Consider the following 17200-nt stretch of genomic DNA (forward strand, 5'->3'; position numbering starts at 1 on the left):
GGCGGGGGCCGCCGGCTGGGCCGGGGTGGGGCTGGCGGCAGGCTGGGCGGCCTGAGCCGGCATGCTCTGGGCTGCGGGGGCCTGGACCGTGCGGGGCTGGGCCGGCGCAGCGGGAGCTGCGGGGCGCGGGGCCGGCGCGGTGCCGATGGTGGCCTCGCGACGGATGGGGCTGGGGCGGGGCGGCAGGGTCAGGCGATGCGCCTTGCCCACCACGGCATTCTTGGAGATTCCCATGCGACGGCCGATTTCAGCGGTCGAATGGCCTTCTGCCCAAAAGCCGCGCAGGGCCTCGATCGCCTCTGGTGTCCAGTCCATGGGCTCCGCCTTCCGCATTCGCTTCTACAAGATACGGTAGTTGCAGCGGCGGGGTGAACACAAGATGGGCCGCCCGCTGCCAGGGCGGAAAGTTGTGGAAAACTTGTTACGCTCGCTGCCAGGTGATGCCGCGGGCACTCGCGGCTTCCTCCAGCAGGGCACGCTCATAGGTCGGGTAGAGCTGGTAGCTGCGCCAGACGAACTCCTCGGCATCCATCATCGCCGTGTTGTTGGAGTACACGTGCGCGGTGGAATAGCCCAGCCCCAGCTTGCCCGCCAGGGCGGGCAGGATGGGCCAGATGGCGCCGAAGCTGAAGGTGGTGGGATACACGTGGTCGCTGCCCTCCCGCACCGGCAGGCCGAGCCTGGCGCACAGGCGGCGGACGGATTCCACCAGCATCGCGCTGGTCGGGTGGTTGACGCTGTAGAGCAGCGGCTGTTCCAGCACGTGGTCCAGGAACCAGTCGCGCAGTGTCAGGTCGCCCGGCACCAGCCGTTCCTCCCGCCGCCGCCATTCGTCGCGCGCGGCCTCGAACTGCGCGAAATAGCCGAGGGTGGCGAAGGTCTCCTCGGTGAAGCTGGCCAGGCATTCCTCGGGCGTGTCGCCACGCAGGTAGCTGCGCACCACCACTCCGGAATTGTAGTCGCCGATGGGTGAGGCGAGGCGCTGGCCGCGCGGCAGCAGGTAGGTGATGTCCGGGAACAAGCCGGTGAAATGCAGCGGCACGTGGCCGACCACCTCGGCCCGCGTCGTCGTGCGCAGGGTGGCGGCGGCGATCTCGGCGAATTCGGGCGCGCGGGTGGCGGCGGTCACGATGATGTCGGCGCCTGCCGCCGCGCGCAGGAACGCATCCCGGTCCCGCGCGAAATGAGTGATGTCGAGCGCCATGATGGACAGCGGCCGGGCACAGACGCCGAGCAGCGCGCGGGCCATGTTCTGCGCCTGGCAGTTGCTGAGGATCAGCACGCGCGGGGCGCCGGAGCGCCAGGAGAAGAAGCTGCCGGCCGGGGGCGGCGGCGTGTGCGGGGAGCGCTTCAGCGCATCCGGATGCGTGCCGATGATGCGGCGCAGCGCCTCTGGCTCCCCGGCCGCTTCAGCCAGCGCGGCCTGAGCTTCCTTGGGTGATGGGCGGCGGCCCAGGTGGACCTGCCACAGCCATTCGGCATCCAGCAGGTCCGGCGGCGTCAAAACATCAGGCCCTTCTTCAGCATGCCATGCACGCCTTTCTCGCCGTTCACCGTCTGCGTGACGTGGAAATCCACCGCCAGGGAGCAGAACTGGTAGGCATCGGCCTCCGACACGCCGGCACGGGCGACGATGAAGGCGATCATCTCACGCAGCGCCTGCTTCATCGCCAGGTCGAGATCCTCGTGGATGCCCATCGAGATGTAGTGGGTAGGTGTCTCGGCGCGCGGGAAGCGCAGCACCGGGCTGCGCGCGCCGCCGCCCTTGTGCAGCGTGAAGCGGAAATGCCCGGTCAGGCACATCTCCAGCGCGGTAACGCAGACCTCGCCATCGCCCTGCACGCCGTGGCCGTCACCGGCGCTGAACAGCGCGCCGGGGGCGTGCACGGGCAGCCACAGCGTGGTGCCTTCCACCAGTTCCTTGTTGTCCAGGTTGCCGCCATGCGCGCGCGGTTCCTTGGTCGAGATCTGGCCCCACTCGATCGGCGGGGCGACGCCCATGACGCCGAAGAAGGGCGAGAGCGGCAGGCTGAGGCCGCCGCCCGGGCCGAAGGGCAGCTTGCAGGTGTTGGCCGCGCGGTCCACCGGGATATGCAGCAGGCGGCGATAGGGGAAATCTTCCGGCAGGGTGCCGACCAGCGGGCGGAAATGGTTGTAGCCCCAGTCCGCGCCCAGCTCGACCTTCTCGATGAAGACCTCCAGCGCATCGCCGGCCTCGGCTCCCTCGATGGCGACGGGGCCGGTGACGATATGCGGGCCAAGTCGCGGGATACCGGCGGCATGGATGGCAGCCAGGGCCGGCGGCACCTTCAGGCCGCTTTCCGGCGGCGGCATGATCTCGGCATGGCCGGAGACGCATTCCATCACCACCGTGTCGCCCGACTGGACCGTCAGGACCGGGCCGAAACTGGCGTCGAAGGCGCCGAAGCGCACCGTCTCCGGCTTCGCGGGCAGGGTGTGGGTGGTGCTCATGGCGAGGCTCTCCGTCCGGGGCGGGCAGAGTCCCGCGCGGAGAGAATGGGGTCAAGAGGCCGTGGGCATCCGGCCAGGGCATTCGGGCAAGTTTGCGGCGGGCCCGCCCTGGCTGGCAGATGTTCGGTGGGGCGGGAGCAAGGCGAAAGGGAAGGCCGGGGAAAGGAATTCCCCGGGCCCCTTCTTTTCTTTTTTCGAGTTTTTTGCGTGGGGCTGTTGAAGCCGTGCGCTTGAGAGACGGCTGGGTGCGCCGGAGGTCTAGGACCTCCGGCGACTGAGGGTTCAGCCCGCGCGGCCCATTATCAAAGTCATCAAGCAGCACCCCCTCCCAGTCCTGAAGTGCCTCGCCAAACTGGCAGAAAGAGAAGAAGGGGGCCGGGGAATTCCTTCCCCGGCCTTCCGCTCCCTACGTCCAGCGCGGCGCTTCAGCCTTCGAGTCTCACCCCGGCCGCCCGGGCGACGTCGCCCCATTTGCGGATTTCGCTGGCGACGAAGGCGTTGGCTTCCTCGATCGTCTGGGGCGCGGCGGCGCCGCCGAGTTCCAGCACGCGGGCGGCGATGCGGGGGTCGCGCAGCAGGGCGGTGACGTCGGTGTTCACGCGTTCGGCGATGGCGCGCGGCGTGGCGGCGGGGACGCAGAGGCCGGCCCAGCCGATGGCGTCGTAGCCGGGCAGGGTCTCGGCGATGGCCGGGACGTCGGGCAGCTGTGGCGCGCGGCCGGCGGAGGTGACGGCGATGGCCTTGATGCGGCCGCCCTGGATGTGCGGCAGGGCGCTGGCGACGCTGTCGAACATCATCGGGATGTTGCCGCCGAGCAGGTCGGCCATGGCGGGGCCGGAGCCGCGATAGGGCACGTGCGTCAGCTTGACCCCGCCGCGCGCGGCGAACATTTCCGCCGAGAGGTGCTGCGAGGTGCCGGGGCCACCGCTGCCGTAGTTGATGCCGCCGGGGTCGGCCTTCGCCGCCGCCAGCAGTTCCGGCACCGTGCTGGGCGCGAAGGCGGGGTTGGCCACGATCACCAGCGGCACGGTGAAGACCGTGGTGATGTAGGTGAAGTCCTTCACCGCGTCGTAGGGCAGGTTCGGGATGATGCTGGGGTTGATGCCGTTGGTGCCACTGGTGGAGGCGACCAGCGTGTAGCCATCGGCCGTGGCGCGCGCGCCGGCTTCCATGCCGACGACACCGGCGCCGCCCGCGCGGTTTTCCACCACCAGGCGCTGCGGCCACTGGCGGGAGAGTTCGTCGGCGATATAGCGCAGGATGGTGTCGGTCGCCTGGCCTGGCGGGAACGGGATGAGCAGGCGGACGGGGCGGGTAGGCCAGGGTTCGGCGGCCAGCGAGATGCCGGAGGTCGCGGCGGCGCCGGCGAGGGCGAGGCCGGCGCCGAGCAACTGGCGGCGGGCCGGGTGGCGAAGCATGAGCAGTCTCCGGACAGAAAATCCGCACCGGTATGCTGTTGGCCGAAGGGGCCGATCAAGTGAGTGGGGCTGTCCTATCTGTCGGCGGGGCGCGCTGAAGAGCAGGGCGCTGCCCATGTTCCGGCCAGCAAACCGGCAGAAAAAAGAAGGATCAAACCTGTAGGTTTGATGGGGAGTTCCCTCCCTGGCCTTTCTTTCGCTTCCGGCGCTGACCGGCGGCGGATCGACGCGGCAGGCAAGCCCCGATCGTCTGCCTGACCGCGCGAGGGGCGTCGTCGGTGATGCTCTAGGCGCCGATGAAGCCGCCGGATTGCCGCTGCCACAGCCGGGCGTAGGGGCCGTCCTGCTCCAGCAGCTGGGCGTGGGTGCCTTGCTCGACGATGCGGCCGTGTTCCAGCACCACCAGCCGGTCCATGGAGGAGAGGGTGGAGAGGCGGTGGGCGATGGCGATGACCGTCTTGCCCTGCATCAGCCGGTCCAGCGACTGCTGGATGGCGGCCTCGACTTCGGAATCGAGCGCGCTGGTGGCTTCGTCCAGCACCAGGATGGGGGCGTTCTTCAGCAGCACGCGGGCGATGGCGACGCGCTGCCGCTGGCCGCCGGAAAGCTTGACGCCGCGTTCGCCCACATGGGCGTCGTAGCCGGTGCGGCCGCGCCAGTCGGACAGGTCGTGGATGAAGGCTTCGGCCTCGGCATCGCGGGCCGCCTGCTCGATCTGTTCCTGGGTGGCGTCGGGGCGGCCGTAGCGGATGTTGTCGCGGATGGAGCGGTGCAGCAGGGCGGTATCCTGCGTCACCATGCCGATGGCGCCGCGCAGGCTTTCCTGCGTGACAGTGCCGATATCCTGGCCATCGACCAGGATGCGGCCGCCCTCCGGGGTGAAGAAGCGCAGCAGCAGGTTGACCGCCGTGGTCTTGCCGGCGCCGGAATGGCCGACGAGACCCACGCGCTCCCCCGGCCGGATGCGGAGGTCGAGGTCCTGCAGCACGCCGCTGTCCCGCCCATAGGCGAAGCGGACATGCTGGAAGTCGATCTCGCCCTTGGTGACGCGCAGCGGCTGGGCGCCTTCCGGGTCCGGCGCCGTGGGGGGCACGGCGATGCTGCCGGTGGCTTCCTGCACCACGCCGATATTCTCGAAGATGCCGGCCACGTTGAAGGCGACCCAGCCGGAGATGTTGGCGATCTGCCAGGCCATCGGCAGCGCGGCGGCGACGGTGGCGACCGGGATGTCCCCCCGGTTCCACAGCGTCAGGGAAATGGCCGCCATGCTGGTCAGCATGATGGCGTTGAGGGTGGAGAGCATCAGGCTGTTCAGCGTGACCAGCCGCATCTGCCGCTGGAAGGCGGCGGTGAGGCCGAGCATGCCTTCGCGGACGAAGGCGTCCTCCTGCTCCGACTTTGCGAACAGCTTGAGGGTGAGGATGTTGGTGTAGCTGTCGACGATGCGTCCGGTCAGCAGGCTGCGCTGTTCGCTGGCGACGCGGGCCCGCACCCGCATGCGCGGCACGACGTAGCGCAGCAGGCAGGCATAGGCGACGAACCACAGCAGGATGGGCGCGGCCAGCCACAGATCGGCGGTGGCGAGGTAGATGATGGCGCCGGTGCCGTAGACCAGGATGTACCAGACGGCGTTGATGGACTGCATCACGCTCTCACGCAGCGCCGGGCCGGCCTGCATGACGCGGTTGGCGATGCGGCCGGCGAAATCTTCCTGGAAGAAGGCCCAGCCCTGGCGGACGACGTGCCAGTGGCTCTGCCAGCGGATCAGGCTGGTGACGGTGGCGTTGATGGCCTGCTGGCCGACCAGGTTCTGCGTGAAGATGGCCAGCGGGCGGGCGATGAGCAGCACCGCGGCCATGCCCAGCAGCGGTGCCCAGGCCTCGGCGAACAGGGTGCCGGGGGCGTGGCTGCCGAGCAGGCCGATGACATGGCCGATGAAGACCGGGATGAGGCCGTCGAGCAGCGCGACGGCCAGGCCCGCGATGAACAGCAGCACGAAGAGCAGCCGCGCCTGGCGGATGAAGTACCAGTAGAAGCCGAGCAGGTTGGCCGGCGGCGGCTGCACCGGCACGGGGACGCCGAAGGCCGCGCTGGCGTTCTGGCCGGGTGGCGTGACAGGGTCGATCAGCGATTCGAGGGGGAGGCGGGGCATGCGGGCAGGCAGGACCCGACCCGTGCCGGAGTCAAGGCACGCGCGAGTGACAGGGCGCTCACCCCTGGGCGCCTGGCGGAGGAATGGCATGCGGCGACCCGGCTTCATCCTGCTGAACGGCCTGGCCTGGGTGGGCATCCTGGCGCTGGCGGGGCTGGCGCTGGCGGTGGTGCGGTTGCTGGGCTTCCCCGGCGTGCTGATCCTGGGGCTGCTGACGACGCTGATCTGCGTCAGCGCCGACCTCTCCCGCGACGTGCCGACCTGGAGCCGGGGCATGTTCGAGTCGCGTGGCACGCGGCGGACGGAGGCGGAGCGGGAGGACGGGCGGCAGGATGCGGCGAGCCTGGGCTACTACCGGGGCTGCGGCTTCGTGCTGATCGCGGCCGGGTTGGCCGGGACGGTGTGGGAGCTTTGGTGAGGCTGCCGCCTTGCCGGTGAGAGTGCGGAGGCGGGCTGCCTGGGTCGAGGGGCCACGGGCCCGTCCAAGCGGGGTCGACATTCGGCCCTGGATAGGAAGGCCAGGGGAGGAATTCCCCGGACCCCATCCTTCTTTTGCGAGTCTTTCGGGCGTGGCTGTGGCGGCGTTGGCCTTTTCAGGCCAGGGGCGGGGTCATGCCGGAGGCTGATGGTTCAGCCGAGATGACTCTTTCTCACGGCTGCAACTGCCGGTTCCGAAGCCCCACGCCAACTAACAGAAGAAAGATGGCGTAAACGTATACGTTTACGCAGGTGAATTCTTTCCCCTGACCTTCCCTCTCGCCTAAGCCGAATGTCGACTGGCCCGAGCCGGGAAGGGGGCGAATGCGCCCACAGGGCAGGCATGGCGCGCCGCATTCCTGGCCCGCGTGTTCAGTGCTCCATCGCCCGCGTCTCGGTCCGCACGGCCTGGGAGGAGAGGGAAGCTTCGGCGAGGGCGGGGAAGGTGCCGGGGGATACCCAGCGCACCATGTCCGTCTCGCCGCTGAAGAGGTCCGGCACCTCGGCGGCTTCCGGCGCGGTGCGGACGACAATGCCGTGCAGCATGAGCTGCGAGGGCGGGTCCGTCTCCCGCGCCGGGGGCAGCACCCGCAGGCCGAGCGTGCCGTCCGGCAGGTCCGCCTCCGGCGTCAGCGGGCGGAAGGAGAACAGCATGCCGGCCTGCGGCGCGCGCCAGTCCGGGCTGAAATAGATGTTGGTCAGGCGCTGGGGGTGCGTCTGCCGCCCCTGCAGCTCGGCGATGCCGTGGGAGGATTTCTGGTCCAGGCAGAGGGCGACGGCGCGGGAGGCCGGCGGCACCTGGAAGTGCACCGCGCCGTCCCGCGGCGTCAGCAGGGCGAATGTTTCCTGCAGCAGGGAGGTGCCGCGCGTCATCGTCTCCCCGCCGAACTGGGCGGCGAGGTCGACCAGGCTGTGCCGGGCGATCGATTCCAGGATGACGCGGGCGGCGGGGCGGCGCTGGGCCTGCAGGCGGGGCAGGCTCTCGACGATCAGGCGGGAGATCTGCTGGCCGAACCATTCGTGCACATGCACGGGGTCGCGGAAGAAGCCGTCGGGGCCGGTGCCCGGCCGGGCGGCCATGGCCTGCCGGAGCAGATCGTAGCCATCGAAGAAGGGCAGGTTGAGGCGGCGCGCGACGTCCCGCGCCCGGGCCTGCACTTCCGGCGGCCGTGCCAGCAGGTTGGGGGAGGGCAGGATCAGCAGCACCGGCAGGCAGCCGGTGGCGAGTACGCGGCGGCACAGATCCATCACCGCCTGGGTCCAGCTTTCCGGCTCCACATGGCCGGTATCCATCCAGCGGCCGTCATTCACGCAGAGGTCGAGGATGCAGAACTGGTAGCGGGAGAAATCCACCCTGTCCGCCCGGTAGAAGACGAAGCCGCTGGTACTGGCGCCGAGGGAGTAGTTGTCGAAGCGCGACAGCGCGGCCGAGTGCCGGAAGTAATCCGCGTAGCCACCCTTGATGACGCCGTTGGAGGTACCGAGCAGGCAGACGGAGAAGGCATCGTGCCCCGGTGTCGCTTCGGCGCCTTGCTGGGGCTGCATGAATCTTCCTTCGTATGGACGGGCCGGAGACCGTGGTCCGGCGCAGGCACGGGGCTGGTGGGCCAGGGTGGGTGGCTAGAGCGTGATGGCCTGCGGTGACATCACCGGGAAGCCTGAATCACGCGGTCAGGCAAAGGCGTGGAGCGGGGTGCGCGGACGCATCATGCTCTAGAGCCAGCCCTTCCGCTTGAAATACACGATCGGCAGCACCGCACTGCAAATCATCAACAAGATCGCCAGCGGATAGCCGAAGGAGAGCTGCAGTTCCGGCATATTGGCGAAATTCATGCCGTAGATGCTGGCCACCAGGGTGGGCGGCATCAGCGCCACGCTGGCGACGGTGAAGGTCTTGATGATGCCGTTCTGGTCGATGTTGATGATGCCGAGCACCGCATCCAGCAGGAAATTCGCCTTGCTGGAGAGGAAGTTGGCGTGCTCGACCAGGGAGCGGACGTCGCGCACCAGGATCTTGATCATCCCCTGGTTCTCCTTGCGCACGGCAGTGGCCTTCTCGGCGCCGACGAAGGTGAGGATGCGGGTCAGGCCCAGCAGCGTCTCACTGGCGCGGCTGGTGACCTCGCCCACCTGGCCGAGGGCGAGCAGCACGGCCTTGAGGTCGGCGTCCCGCACATTGGCCTTCTTCTTCTGGTTGCCGCGGGCGATGCGGAAGGCGGACTGGCTGGCGCGGTCCATGTCCGCGCCGATCCGCTCCAGGATGTCGGCCAGCCGGTCCACCACCTGCTCGAACAGGTGCAGCATCACGCCGTCGGCGCTGCCGAGCAGGGCGGCGGGCGTGCGGCGGGCGCGCAGCGCGAAGGTGGTGAAGGCCTTGGGGGTGGCGTAGCGCACCGTCATCAGCGTGTTGCCGGCCAGGACGAAGGTGATGGCGGTGGAGCCGTACTCGCCCTCATCGGCGCCGTAGAGGAAGCTGGCGGTGAGGAACAGCGCGTCGTCCTCCCGATACAGGCGGGAGGAGCTTTCGATCTCCTGCATCTCCTCCCGCGTCGGCATCTCCAGCCGGAAGGCGTCCTGCACGGCGGATTCCTCCTCCCGCGTCGGCGTCAGCAGGTCGATCCAGACGGCGGCGCGCAGCGCCTCGGCGGGAAGGATGCCGTCCTCCACGCGCAGGCGCCCCTCGGCCAAGGTGTAGGTCGTCATCATGGCAGGTGGTTCCCGGCAGAGGAGGGGGCGGGCAAGCGCGAGGCGCGCGCCGGCGGGCGGGGCCGGCGCGGCCGGTTCAGGCGGCGGCGCCTTCGGTGTGGCCGCGCGGCTGTGGCAGGCCGAACAGCGTGGCGACGCCGGGGAAATCCGCCGCCTGGCGATGGCCCGGTGCGGGCTGGGTGCCGTCGGCGGCGCGCACCAGCTGGCAGGTCAGCAGCCCGGCCGTCGCCGCCGCATCCAGCTCCTGCGCCACGTCGGAGAGGAACAGGATCTCGGACGGCGAGAGGTGCAGGCCGCGGGCGATGGCGGCGTAGCTGGCGGCTTCCCGCTTGCCGCCGACCTGCGTGTCGAAGAACCCGCCGAACAGCGGGGCGAGGTCCCCGGCCACCGAATGGCCGAAGATCAGCTTCTGCGCGGAGACGGAGCCGGAGGAATAGACATGCAGCCCGATGCCGGCGCGCGACCAGGCGCGCAGGCAGGGGGCGACATCCGGCCACAGATGGCCTTCCAGCCGGCCATCCAGGTAGCCCTGGCGCCAGATGAGGCCCTGCAGGGCTTTCATCGGCGTCACCTTGGCGTCTTCCTCCATCCAGCGGCGGAGGGCGGCGGGGGCGTCCTCGCCCGGATTGGCCAGGCGGCGGGCCTCGGCCAGGCACGCGATGACCTCGGGGTCATGCGCGTGGGTGGCCAGGAAATCCTCCAGCGCCGCCTTCGCGAAGGGGAAGAGCGTGTCCTTCACGAAGGCGATGGAACTGGTGGTTCCCTCGATATCGGTCAGGATGGCGCTGATGGGTGCCATCAGCCGATCACCGCCGGGAAGCGGTCGGCCATGTCGGTGCCGGTGTAGTGCGGCGTCCAGCCCGTGGTGTCGGTGAAGATGCGCAGCACGGTGAAGGACGGCTCCAGCCCCGCATCGAACCAGTGCTGGGCGTTGGCGGGCACGCTGATCAGGTCACCCTGGGTGCAGTGCGCGTCGTACACCTTGCCGTTGGCATGGATGACGAAATTGCCCACGCCTTCGTGGAAGAAGCGGACCTCGTCCTCGGTATGGGTGTGCTCGGACAGGAACTTGGCCCGCATCGCATCCTTCTGGGGATGGGAGGGGTCGAGCTTGATGACATCGGCGGTGCCGGCGCCGGTGGCACCCATGAAGCTGTCCAGCTGCGGGCGGTAGGCGGCCAGCACCGTTTCGGCATCGGCGCCGGCGGGCAGCTCGGCCACCGGCCAGCGCTCGAAGCGGACATTGATGGGGGCCAGGGCCGCGGCGATCTCCGCCGCGTCGCTGGTGCTGACTTCGAGGGCGCCGGTGGCGGCGTTCTTGACGGTGAGCAGGCTCATCGCGCACTCCTTTCGTGGAATTCGCATTCTAGCATGAATTCCAGTGCTTCCATGCGGATCAGCGCGGAATCCATGTCGCGGCCCCATACATAGATACCGTGGCCGCGCAGCACATACCCGGGCGGAATCTCTTTCATCGAATCCCACCGGGCTTCGACGGCTGCCTGCAGGCGGGCGATGTCCTGGTCGTTGTCGAACACCGGCAGGACCACCTCGGCCTCATGCGTGGCAAGGCCGGGGAAAGCCTTCAGCAGTTCATACCTGGCGAGGGTGATGTGGTCCCCCACGGCGCGGGACAGCACGGTGTTGGCGATGGAATGGCCGTGCAGCACGGCGCCGGCTTCCGGGAAGCGGCGGTAGGCGCCGCAATGCAGCAGCGTCTCGGCCGACGGGCGCAGGCCTGGCTGCTCCGGCCGGCCATCGAGGTCCACGACCATCAGCGCGTCGGCGCTCAGCTGGCCCTTGTGGAAGCCGGAACGGGTGATGGCCACGCGGCCTTCGGGCAGGCGGATGGAGATGTTGCCGGCGGTGGCGGGCACCCAGTTGCGCTGGTCCAGCCTGCGGCCGGCGGCGACAATGGCCTGGGCCACGTCTTCCGGAATGCCAGGTGAGATGGGGGTATCGAGGCCGGTAGGGCCTGGGGTGCTGACAATCTGCAAGGCTTCCACCTTCTACCGGTAAGCGCGGCAGGGGGCGTAGCAGCGCCGGCCGGGAGGGGCCAGTGACAAGAGCGCATGACAAGAGCGCATGACAAGAGCGCAACAGGCTAGGGAGCAGAACACACGTCGACGGCCAGCGCCCGTGGCGCTGCCCGCATGCCGAAGCCGGGCTAAGCCCAACTGGATCGCGCGGGGCCGCGAGGCCCCGCGCAAACCGGTTCAGGCCGCCGGGCGGGTCGGGTTCGGCTGCGGTGCGGCCTGCGTGGGCTGCACGGTCGTCGGGCCGGCAATGTTGCCGGTCTGCTGCGGCGGATGCGCCTCGGCCGCCATGGAGGCGTCGGGCTCGTCTTCCTTCATGTTATTCTTGAAGGATTTGATGCCCTTGGCGAAATCGCCCATGAGGGTGCTGATCTTGCCGCTGCCGAAAAGCAGCAGGACAACGAGCAGCACGATAACCCAGTGCCAGATGCTGAAGGAACCCATCGCCAAGCCTCGATCCAGTGGGGCATCCCTGGCGCAGGGGCTTCTTCCCCCACGCGTGGACGCACATTCATTCGTGCTACGGAGGCAATCCTACCGTCCCGGCGGGCTCCGCGCAAACTTGCAGATGGCCCGAATCGGGGGTGGAAACAACCTGTCACCAACGCTTCTTCGACCGATGCGGCGCAGAAACTCGCGCGGCTTGGCGGCAGCTTGGCTGCTTGCCTGGGCGGTTGGCGCGGTGGGCGGAAAGGCGGAAGGCCGGGGAAGGAATTCCCCGGACCCCTTCTTTATTTTTGCGAGTTTAGCGTCACGCCTCAGGATTGAGAGCGGGCTCTGCTTGATGAATCAATGATGGGCCACGTGGGCTGAACCGTCAGTCGCCGGAGGTCCAGGACCTTCGGCGAACCCAGCCGTGCTTAAGACCAGAGCCCTCAGCAGCCCCCGACCGAAGACTTGGAAAAAAGGAAAGAAGGGGCCCGGGGAATTCCTTCCCCGGCCTTCTCTTCTTCGCTGCCCCTTACTCCGCGCGGATACCGAGGCGTTGGATGAGGCCGCCCCAGCGGGCTGTCTCGGTGGCGATGAAGCTGGCGAATTCCTCGGGGGTGTTGGTCACCACTTCGAAGCCGGCGGTGGCCATGGCCAGCTTGGCCTGCGGGGCAGCCAGGGCGGCCTGGGCTTCCCGCGCCAGGGCCTGCACGCGGTCTGCCGGCGTGGCGGCGGGGGCGATCAGGCCGATCCAGGCGTAGGATGTGGCGCCGGGCATGCCGGATTCTTCCAGCGTCGGCACTTCAGGCAGTTGGGGCAGGCGGCCCTCGGCGGTGACGGCCAGGGCGATGGCCTGGCCTTCGCGCACCTGGGGCAGGATGCCGGCGACGGTGATGATCATGGCGTTGATGCGCCCGGCCACCAGGTCCAGCGTCGCTTGCGGGAAGCCGCGATAGGGCACGTGTTCGGCCTGGATGCCGGCGCGGGCCTTCAGGTCCTCCATCGCCAGATGGCCGCCGGAGCCGGGGCCGACGGAGCCGTAAGTCAGCGCGTTGGGGTTGGCTTTGGCGTAGGCGACGAACTCCGCCAGCGTGCGGGCGGGGACGGAGGGGTGCACCACCAGCACCTGCCCGGCGCGCACCAGCAGCGAGACCGGCGCGAGGTCCTTGGCCGGGTTGTAGGGCAGGTTGGGGTAGAGCGACGGCGCGGTGGAGAGCGGGCCGTTAATGGAGACGCCGATGGTCAGGCCGTCCGTTGCCTTGGCCACCGCGTCGGTGCCCAGGTTGCCGCCGGCGCCGGCGCGGTTATCCGCCACGAAGGGCTGGGCGAAGACCGTGCTGAAATGCTGTGCCACGGTGCGGGCCACGATGTCGGGCGTGGAGCCGGCGGGGTAGGGCACCACCAGCCGCACCGGCCGGTCCGGCCAGGGATGAGCGGCGGGATGAGCGGCAGTCTGGGCGGCGGCGGGCCGGGCCAGGGCGCCCGGAAGCAGGGCGGCGCCCGGCAAGGCGGCGGTGAGCGCCAGCAGGGTACGGCGGGGCAGCATGACGGTGGTGTTCCTCAACGGTCGGCTTGCTTCGGGGTTGAGCATGGGGCGGCAGGGCCGTCCAGCGGCTTGGCGCATCGCTGGGCCGCGCCGTTTCCATTGTGCGGTGCGGTTGGCTCTGCCAGCCTGCCGTGTCCAAGCGTCGTCCAGGGAGGCCTGTTATGCCCGATACCACCCGGTCCCTCGTGGAGGGGGCGTTCGCCACGGAGCCTGGGGCGCCGCGCGGCGGGGAGCGTGACCAGAAGCTGGTCGAGGACGTGCGCCTGCTGGGCCACCTGCTGGGCGAGGTGGTGCGGGAGCAAGAGGGCGAGACCACCTACGAGCTGATCGAGGCCATCCGCCGCTTTTCCGTGGCGTTCGAGCGGCATGCGGATGCCGAGGCGGGGCAGGACCTGGACCGGCTGCTGACGCGGCTGAGCCCGGCGGAGACCGTCTCCGTCATCCGCGCCTTCAGCTATTTCTCCCATCTGGCGAACCTGGCGGAGGACCGCAACAATCTACGCCGGCAGGCAGCCAGCGAGGAGAGCGGGGCGCCGGAGGAGGGCAGCCTGGCCCGCAGCTTTGCCCGCTTCCAGGAGGCGGGGATCGGGGCGGAGCAGATCGGGCGGGCGCTGTCCCGCAGCTGGGTCTCGCCCGTGCTGACGGCGCATCCGACCGAGGTGCAGCGCAAGAGCACGCTGGATACCGAACGGGCGATCGCGGAGCTGCTGGCGGTGCGGGACGGACTGCGCGGTGCCGGCGCGCGGGCGGAGAACGAGGCGCTGCTGAAGACGCGCATCACCCAGTTGTGGCAGACGCGCATCCTGCGCTTCGTCAAGCTGACGGTGCGGGACGAGATCGAGAACGTCCTCAGCTACTACAACACCACCTTCCTGCGGGAGATCCCGCGGCTATACGCGGACCTGGAGCGGCAACTGGGCCGGCGGGTGGCGCCGTTCTTCCGCATGGGCAACTGGATCGGCGGGGACCGGGACGGCAACCCCAACGTCAATGCCGGCACGCTGACCATGGCGCTGCAACGCCAGGGTGAGGTGGTGCTGCGGCACTATCTGGCCGAGGTGCACGCGCTGGGGGCGGAGCTTTCCGTCTCCCGCACCCTCGCGGGGTGTTCCAGCGACCTGGATGCGCTGGCCGCCCGTTCCGGCGACGCGAATGCGCGGCGGGATGACGAGCCGTACCGGCGGGCGCTGACGGGGGTATACGCGCGGCTGGCCGGTACGCTGAAGGCACTGACGGGGACGGAGGCGCTGCGCCATGCCGTGGCCCCGGCCGAGCCCTATGAAGGGGCCGCCGAGTTCCTGGCCGATCTGCGCGTGGTGGAGGATTCGCTGCGCCGGCACCACGGCGCGGCGCTGGCCGCCCCCCGGCTGGTGCCGCTGATGCGGGCGGTGGAGGTGTTCGGCTTCCACCTGGCCACCACCGACCTGCGGCAGAGTTCCGACCAGCATGAGGCCGTGCTGGCCGAGTTGCTGGCGACCGCGCGGATCGAGCTGGATTACTCCGGACTGGAGGAAGCAGCGAAGCAGAAGCTGTTGCTGGAGCTTCTGGCCGACCCGCGCGGCCTGCGGGTGCGCAACGCGGTGTATTCCGCCAACACCGAGAGCGAGCTGGCGATCTTCGAGATGGCGCGGCAGCTGCGCGCCGGTTTCGGCGCGGACGCCATCCGCCACGCCATCATCAGCCATACCGAGAGCGTCAGCGACCTGCTGGAAGTGCTGGTGCTGCAGAAGGAGTGCGGGCTGATGCACGGCACGCTGGCGCCGCGGGAAGCGGCGACGGCGAAGGTGGACCTGATCGTCAGCCCGTTGTTCGAGACGATCGAGGATCTGCGGTCGGCCGAGCCGATCATGCGCGAATTCTACGACCTGCCGGGCATCGAGGCGCTGATCCGCCATTCGGGCGGCGAGCAGGACATCATGCTGGGCTATTCCGACAGCAACAAGGATGGCGGCTATTTCACCTCCACCTGGGAGCTGTACCGGGCGACGACGGCGCTGGTGGCGTTGTTCGAGCGCAAGCCGGGGCTGACGCTGCGGCTGTTCCACGGCCGTGGCGGCGCCGTGGGGCGCGGCGGCGGGCCAAGCTACCAGGCCATCCTGGCGCAGCCGCCGGGCACGGTGAAAGGCCAGATCCGCCTGACTGAGCAGGGCGAGGTGATCAACGCCAAATACGCCAACCCCGAGATCGGCCGCCGCAACCTGGAGATCCTGATGGCGGCGGCGCTGGAGGCCACGCTGCTGGCGCCGGAGGAAGCGGCGACGCCCGAGTTCCTGGCGGCGGCGGCCTCGCTCTCCGCCCGCTCCATGGCTGCCTACCGGGCGCTGGTCTACGAAACGGCGGATTTCGCCGACTATTTCTTCAGCGCCACGCCGATTGCCGAGATCGCCGAGCTGAATATCGGCTCCCGCCCCGCCTCCCGGAAGGCGAACCGGCGGATCGAGGATCTGCGGGCGATTCCGTGGAGCTTCTCCTGGGGGCAGAGCCGGGTGGCCCTGCCGGGCTGGTACGGTTTTGGCGCGGCGGTGGAAGAATACCTGGCCGGGGATGACGGCGGGCTGGCGCTGCTGCGGCGGATGAACGCCGAATGGCCGTTCTTCCGCACCATGCTTTCCAACATGGACATGGTGCTGGCCAAGGCCGACCTGGACGTGGCGCAGCGCTACGCCGGCCTGGTGCCGGATAAGGCACTGGGCGAGCGCGTCTTCGCCGCGATCGAGGCCGAGTGGGCCAGGACGGTGAAGGCGGTGGAGGCCATCAACGGCCAGTCCCGCCGCCTGGCCGACAACCCGGCGCTGGAACGCTCCATCGCCCACCGTTCCGCCTATATCGCGCCGCTGAACCACCTTCAGGTGGAATTGCTGCGGCGCTGGCGGGCAGGGCAGGTGGATGAGAAGGCGCAGAACGGCATCCTCATCTCGATCAACGGCGTGGCGGCGGGGTTGCGGAATACGGGGTGAGGGGAGGAAGGCTGGAGCGAGAGAAGGCTGGGGGAAGGAATTCCCCCAGGCCCCCATCTTCTTTTTTCGAGTTTGGGCGGGGGTGGGGTCGTGGCGCTGGGAGTTCGACGGTTGTGGGTTTTTGGCCCGGCGGATTGTTTGAGGCGGCTCTAGAAGCTTGATGGGCTTACCCGTGGCTACCTGCTTCGATGGGGCTTCGCCCAGTTGTTTGTGCTTCGGTTTCGCGTTGGTACGGAGCATTCCCGGTTAACCCGGAATTTTTTACAGCAGTCCCACAGGCGTCGGGCGAAGCGCCTAGGCCCCAAAGGGCCATGGGAGAGCTTCACCACGTTCCAACTTCTCCCTGAAGCGCCCTCCCAGACTCGCAAAAATAAAAGAAGGGGTCCGGGGAATTCCTTCCCCGGCCTTCTCCCCAACCCAGAGCGCGCCTCAGCGAGACGCGATCAGCGCCCGGCGGTGGATGAAGCCGGAGACGGGGTAGGAGGAACTGCCGAGGTTGTTGATGGGTGGGTACCAGACCCGGACCATCGACCAGTCGTTGCGGGGGGAGACGTCGATCACCGGTTGGTCCAGCGTGATGCGGCCTTTGGCGCTGCCATTGGCCCAGTTGGCGTGGTCCACGCGGATTTCGCGGGCGGAGACGACGCGGCTGACGACGGAGAGATGGCCTTCGCGCAGGCGGGAGGTGCGGCTGAGGACGAGCAGGCTGCCTTGCCGTGGGTTGGTACCGCGTTCGTAGCGGCCATCGGCGGCGTTCCACCATTCCCAGGCGTCGCCGCTGAGCTGGATGCCGGATTCGGCGCGGGCATAGGGCACGCACCACATGAAGCCGCCATTGCCGGCGCCGCCGCCGGTAGCGACGCGGCCACCGCCGCCGCCACAGGCGGCCAGCAGCAGCAATGCCAGAAGGCAGGCGATGCGCCTGGTGCCCCCGCCGGGCCACGGCGTCGCTGGAATACTCATCGGGCAAGTCCGTGCCTGAACGCCGGGCGGGGGCTCCGGCGGTG

The 17200-nt window shown here is 69.1% G+C and carries 15 protein-coding genes; 2 read left to right on the forward strand and 13 right to left on the reverse strand.

The annotated features are described in order from the left end of the window. From IBL26_RS20280 to IBL26_RS20300, 5 genes are all read right to left on the reverse strand, one after another. On the reverse strand, window positions 1–333 hold a 333-nt coding region (locus tag IBL26_RS20280; RefSeq protein ID WP_408901959.1), incomplete at its 3' end, for a GcrA family cell cycle regulator. Between the two features lie 88 nt (window positions 334–421). Next, the gene (locus IBL26_RS20285; RefSeq protein ID WP_187786336.1) at window positions 422–1504 is read right to left on the reverse strand and encodes a WcbI family polysaccharide biosynthesis putative acetyltransferase; all 1083 of its coding nucleotides are present in this window, start codon (window positions 1502–1504) and stop codon (window positions 422–424) included. Continuing rightward, entirely contained in the window at window positions 1501–2472 is a 972-nt protein-coding gene (locus IBL26_RS20290) for an acetamidase/formamidase family protein (RefSeq protein WP_187786337.1), read from the reverse strand. The genes IBL26_RS20285 and IBL26_RS20290 overlap by 4 nt, the downstream gene beginning before the upstream one ends. Window positions 2473–2897: 425 nt before the next feature. Continuing rightward, complete coding sequence (locus IBL26_RS20295; RefSeq protein WP_187786338.1) at window positions 2898–3890, reverse strand: Bug family tripartite tricarboxylate transporter substrate binding protein; 993 nt, start codon at window positions 3888–3890, stop codon at window positions 2898–2900. Window positions 3891–4176: 286 nt separating this feature from the next. Next, window positions 4177–6042: an ABC transporter ATP-binding protein gene (locus IBL26_RS20300; protein WP_187786339.1), complete on the reverse strand. Its 1866-nt coding sequence runs from the start codon at window positions 6040–6042 to the stop codon at window positions 4177–4179. An 88-nt stretch (window positions 6043–6130) separates the two neighbouring features. Here IBL26_RS20300 and IBL26_RS20305 point away from each other — a divergent pair, with 88 nt between their 5' ends. After that, window positions 6131–6460, forward strand: coding sequence for a hypothetical protein (locus IBL26_RS20305; RefSeq protein ID WP_187786340.1), 330 nt, complete (start codon window positions 6131–6133; stop codon window positions 6458–6460). A 431-nt stretch (window positions 6461–6891) separates the two neighbouring features. On the opposite strand, the gene IBL26_RS20310 is transcribed toward IBL26_RS20305, so the two are convergent. From IBL26_RS20310 to IBL26_RS20340, 7 genes are all read right to left on the reverse strand, one after another. Beyond that, window positions 6892–8064, reverse strand: coding sequence for an SGNH/GDSL hydrolase family protein (locus tag IBL26_RS20310; RefSeq protein WP_187786341.1), 1173 nt, complete (start codon window positions 8062–8064; stop codon window positions 6892–6894). Window positions 8065–8232: 168 nt separating this feature from the next. Continuing rightward, a complete protein-coding gene (gene corA, locus IBL26_RS20315) occupies window positions 8233–9225 on the reverse strand; it encodes a magnesium/cobalt transporter CorA (protein ID WP_187786342.1) in 993 nt (330 codons plus the stop codon). Between the two features lie 76 nt (window positions 9226–9301). Next, window positions 9302–10024 (reverse strand): acireductone synthase, encoded by a 723-nt coding sequence (mtnC, locus tag IBL26_RS20320; protein WP_187786343.1) that lies wholly within the window; start codon window positions 10022–10024, stop codon window positions 9302–9304. After that, entirely contained in the window at window positions 10024–10563 is a 540-nt protein-coding gene (locus IBL26_RS20325) for a 1,2-dihydroxy-3-keto-5-methylthiopentene dioxygenase (protein ID WP_187786344.1), read from the reverse strand. The genes mtnC and IBL26_RS20325 overlap by 1 nt, the downstream gene beginning before the upstream one ends. Further along, window positions 10560–11216 (reverse strand): methylthioribulose 1-phosphate dehydratase, encoded by a 657-nt coding sequence (locus IBL26_RS20330; protein WP_408901960.1) that lies wholly within the window; start codon window positions 11214–11216, stop codon window positions 10560–10562. The genes IBL26_RS20325 and IBL26_RS20330 overlap by 4 nt, the downstream gene beginning before the upstream one ends. A 225-nt stretch (window positions 11217–11441) precedes the next feature. Then, entirely contained in the window at window positions 11442–11705 is a 264-nt protein-coding gene (locus IBL26_RS20335; protein ID WP_187786375.1) for a twin-arginine translocase TatA/TatE family subunit, read from the reverse strand. Between the two features lie 517 nt (window positions 11706–12222). Beyond that, entirely contained in the window at window positions 12223–13236 is a 1014-nt protein-coding gene (locus IBL26_RS20340; protein ID WP_187786345.1) for a Bug family tripartite tricarboxylate transporter substrate binding protein, read from the reverse strand. A 161-nt stretch (window positions 13237–13397) separates the two neighbouring features. On the opposite strand from IBL26_RS20340, the gene ppc reads away from it, so the two are divergent. Continuing rightward, window positions 13398–16193 carry a phosphoenolpyruvate carboxylase gene (gene ppc, locus IBL26_RS20345; protein ID WP_187786346.1) on the forward strand — a complete coding sequence of 932 codons (2796 nt, stop codon included), beginning with the start codon at window positions 13398–13400 and terminating at the stop codon, window positions 16191–16193. A 429-nt stretch (window positions 16194–16622) separates the two neighbouring features. Here ppc and IBL26_RS20350 read toward each other — a convergent pair whose 3' ends face one another. Then, on the reverse strand, window positions 16623–17156 hold the full coding sequence (locus tag IBL26_RS20350; protein ID WP_187786347.1) for a CHAP domain-containing protein: 534 nt from the start codon (window positions 17154–17156) through the stop codon (window positions 16623–16625). Between the last annotated feature and the right edge of the window lie 44 nt (window positions 17157–17200).

This window comes from Teichococcus aerophilus, assembly GCF_014490485.1.
Taxonomy (GTDB): domain Bacteria; phylum Pseudomonadota; class Alphaproteobacteria; order Acetobacterales; family Acetobacteraceae; genus Pseudoroseomonas; species Pseudoroseomonas aerophila.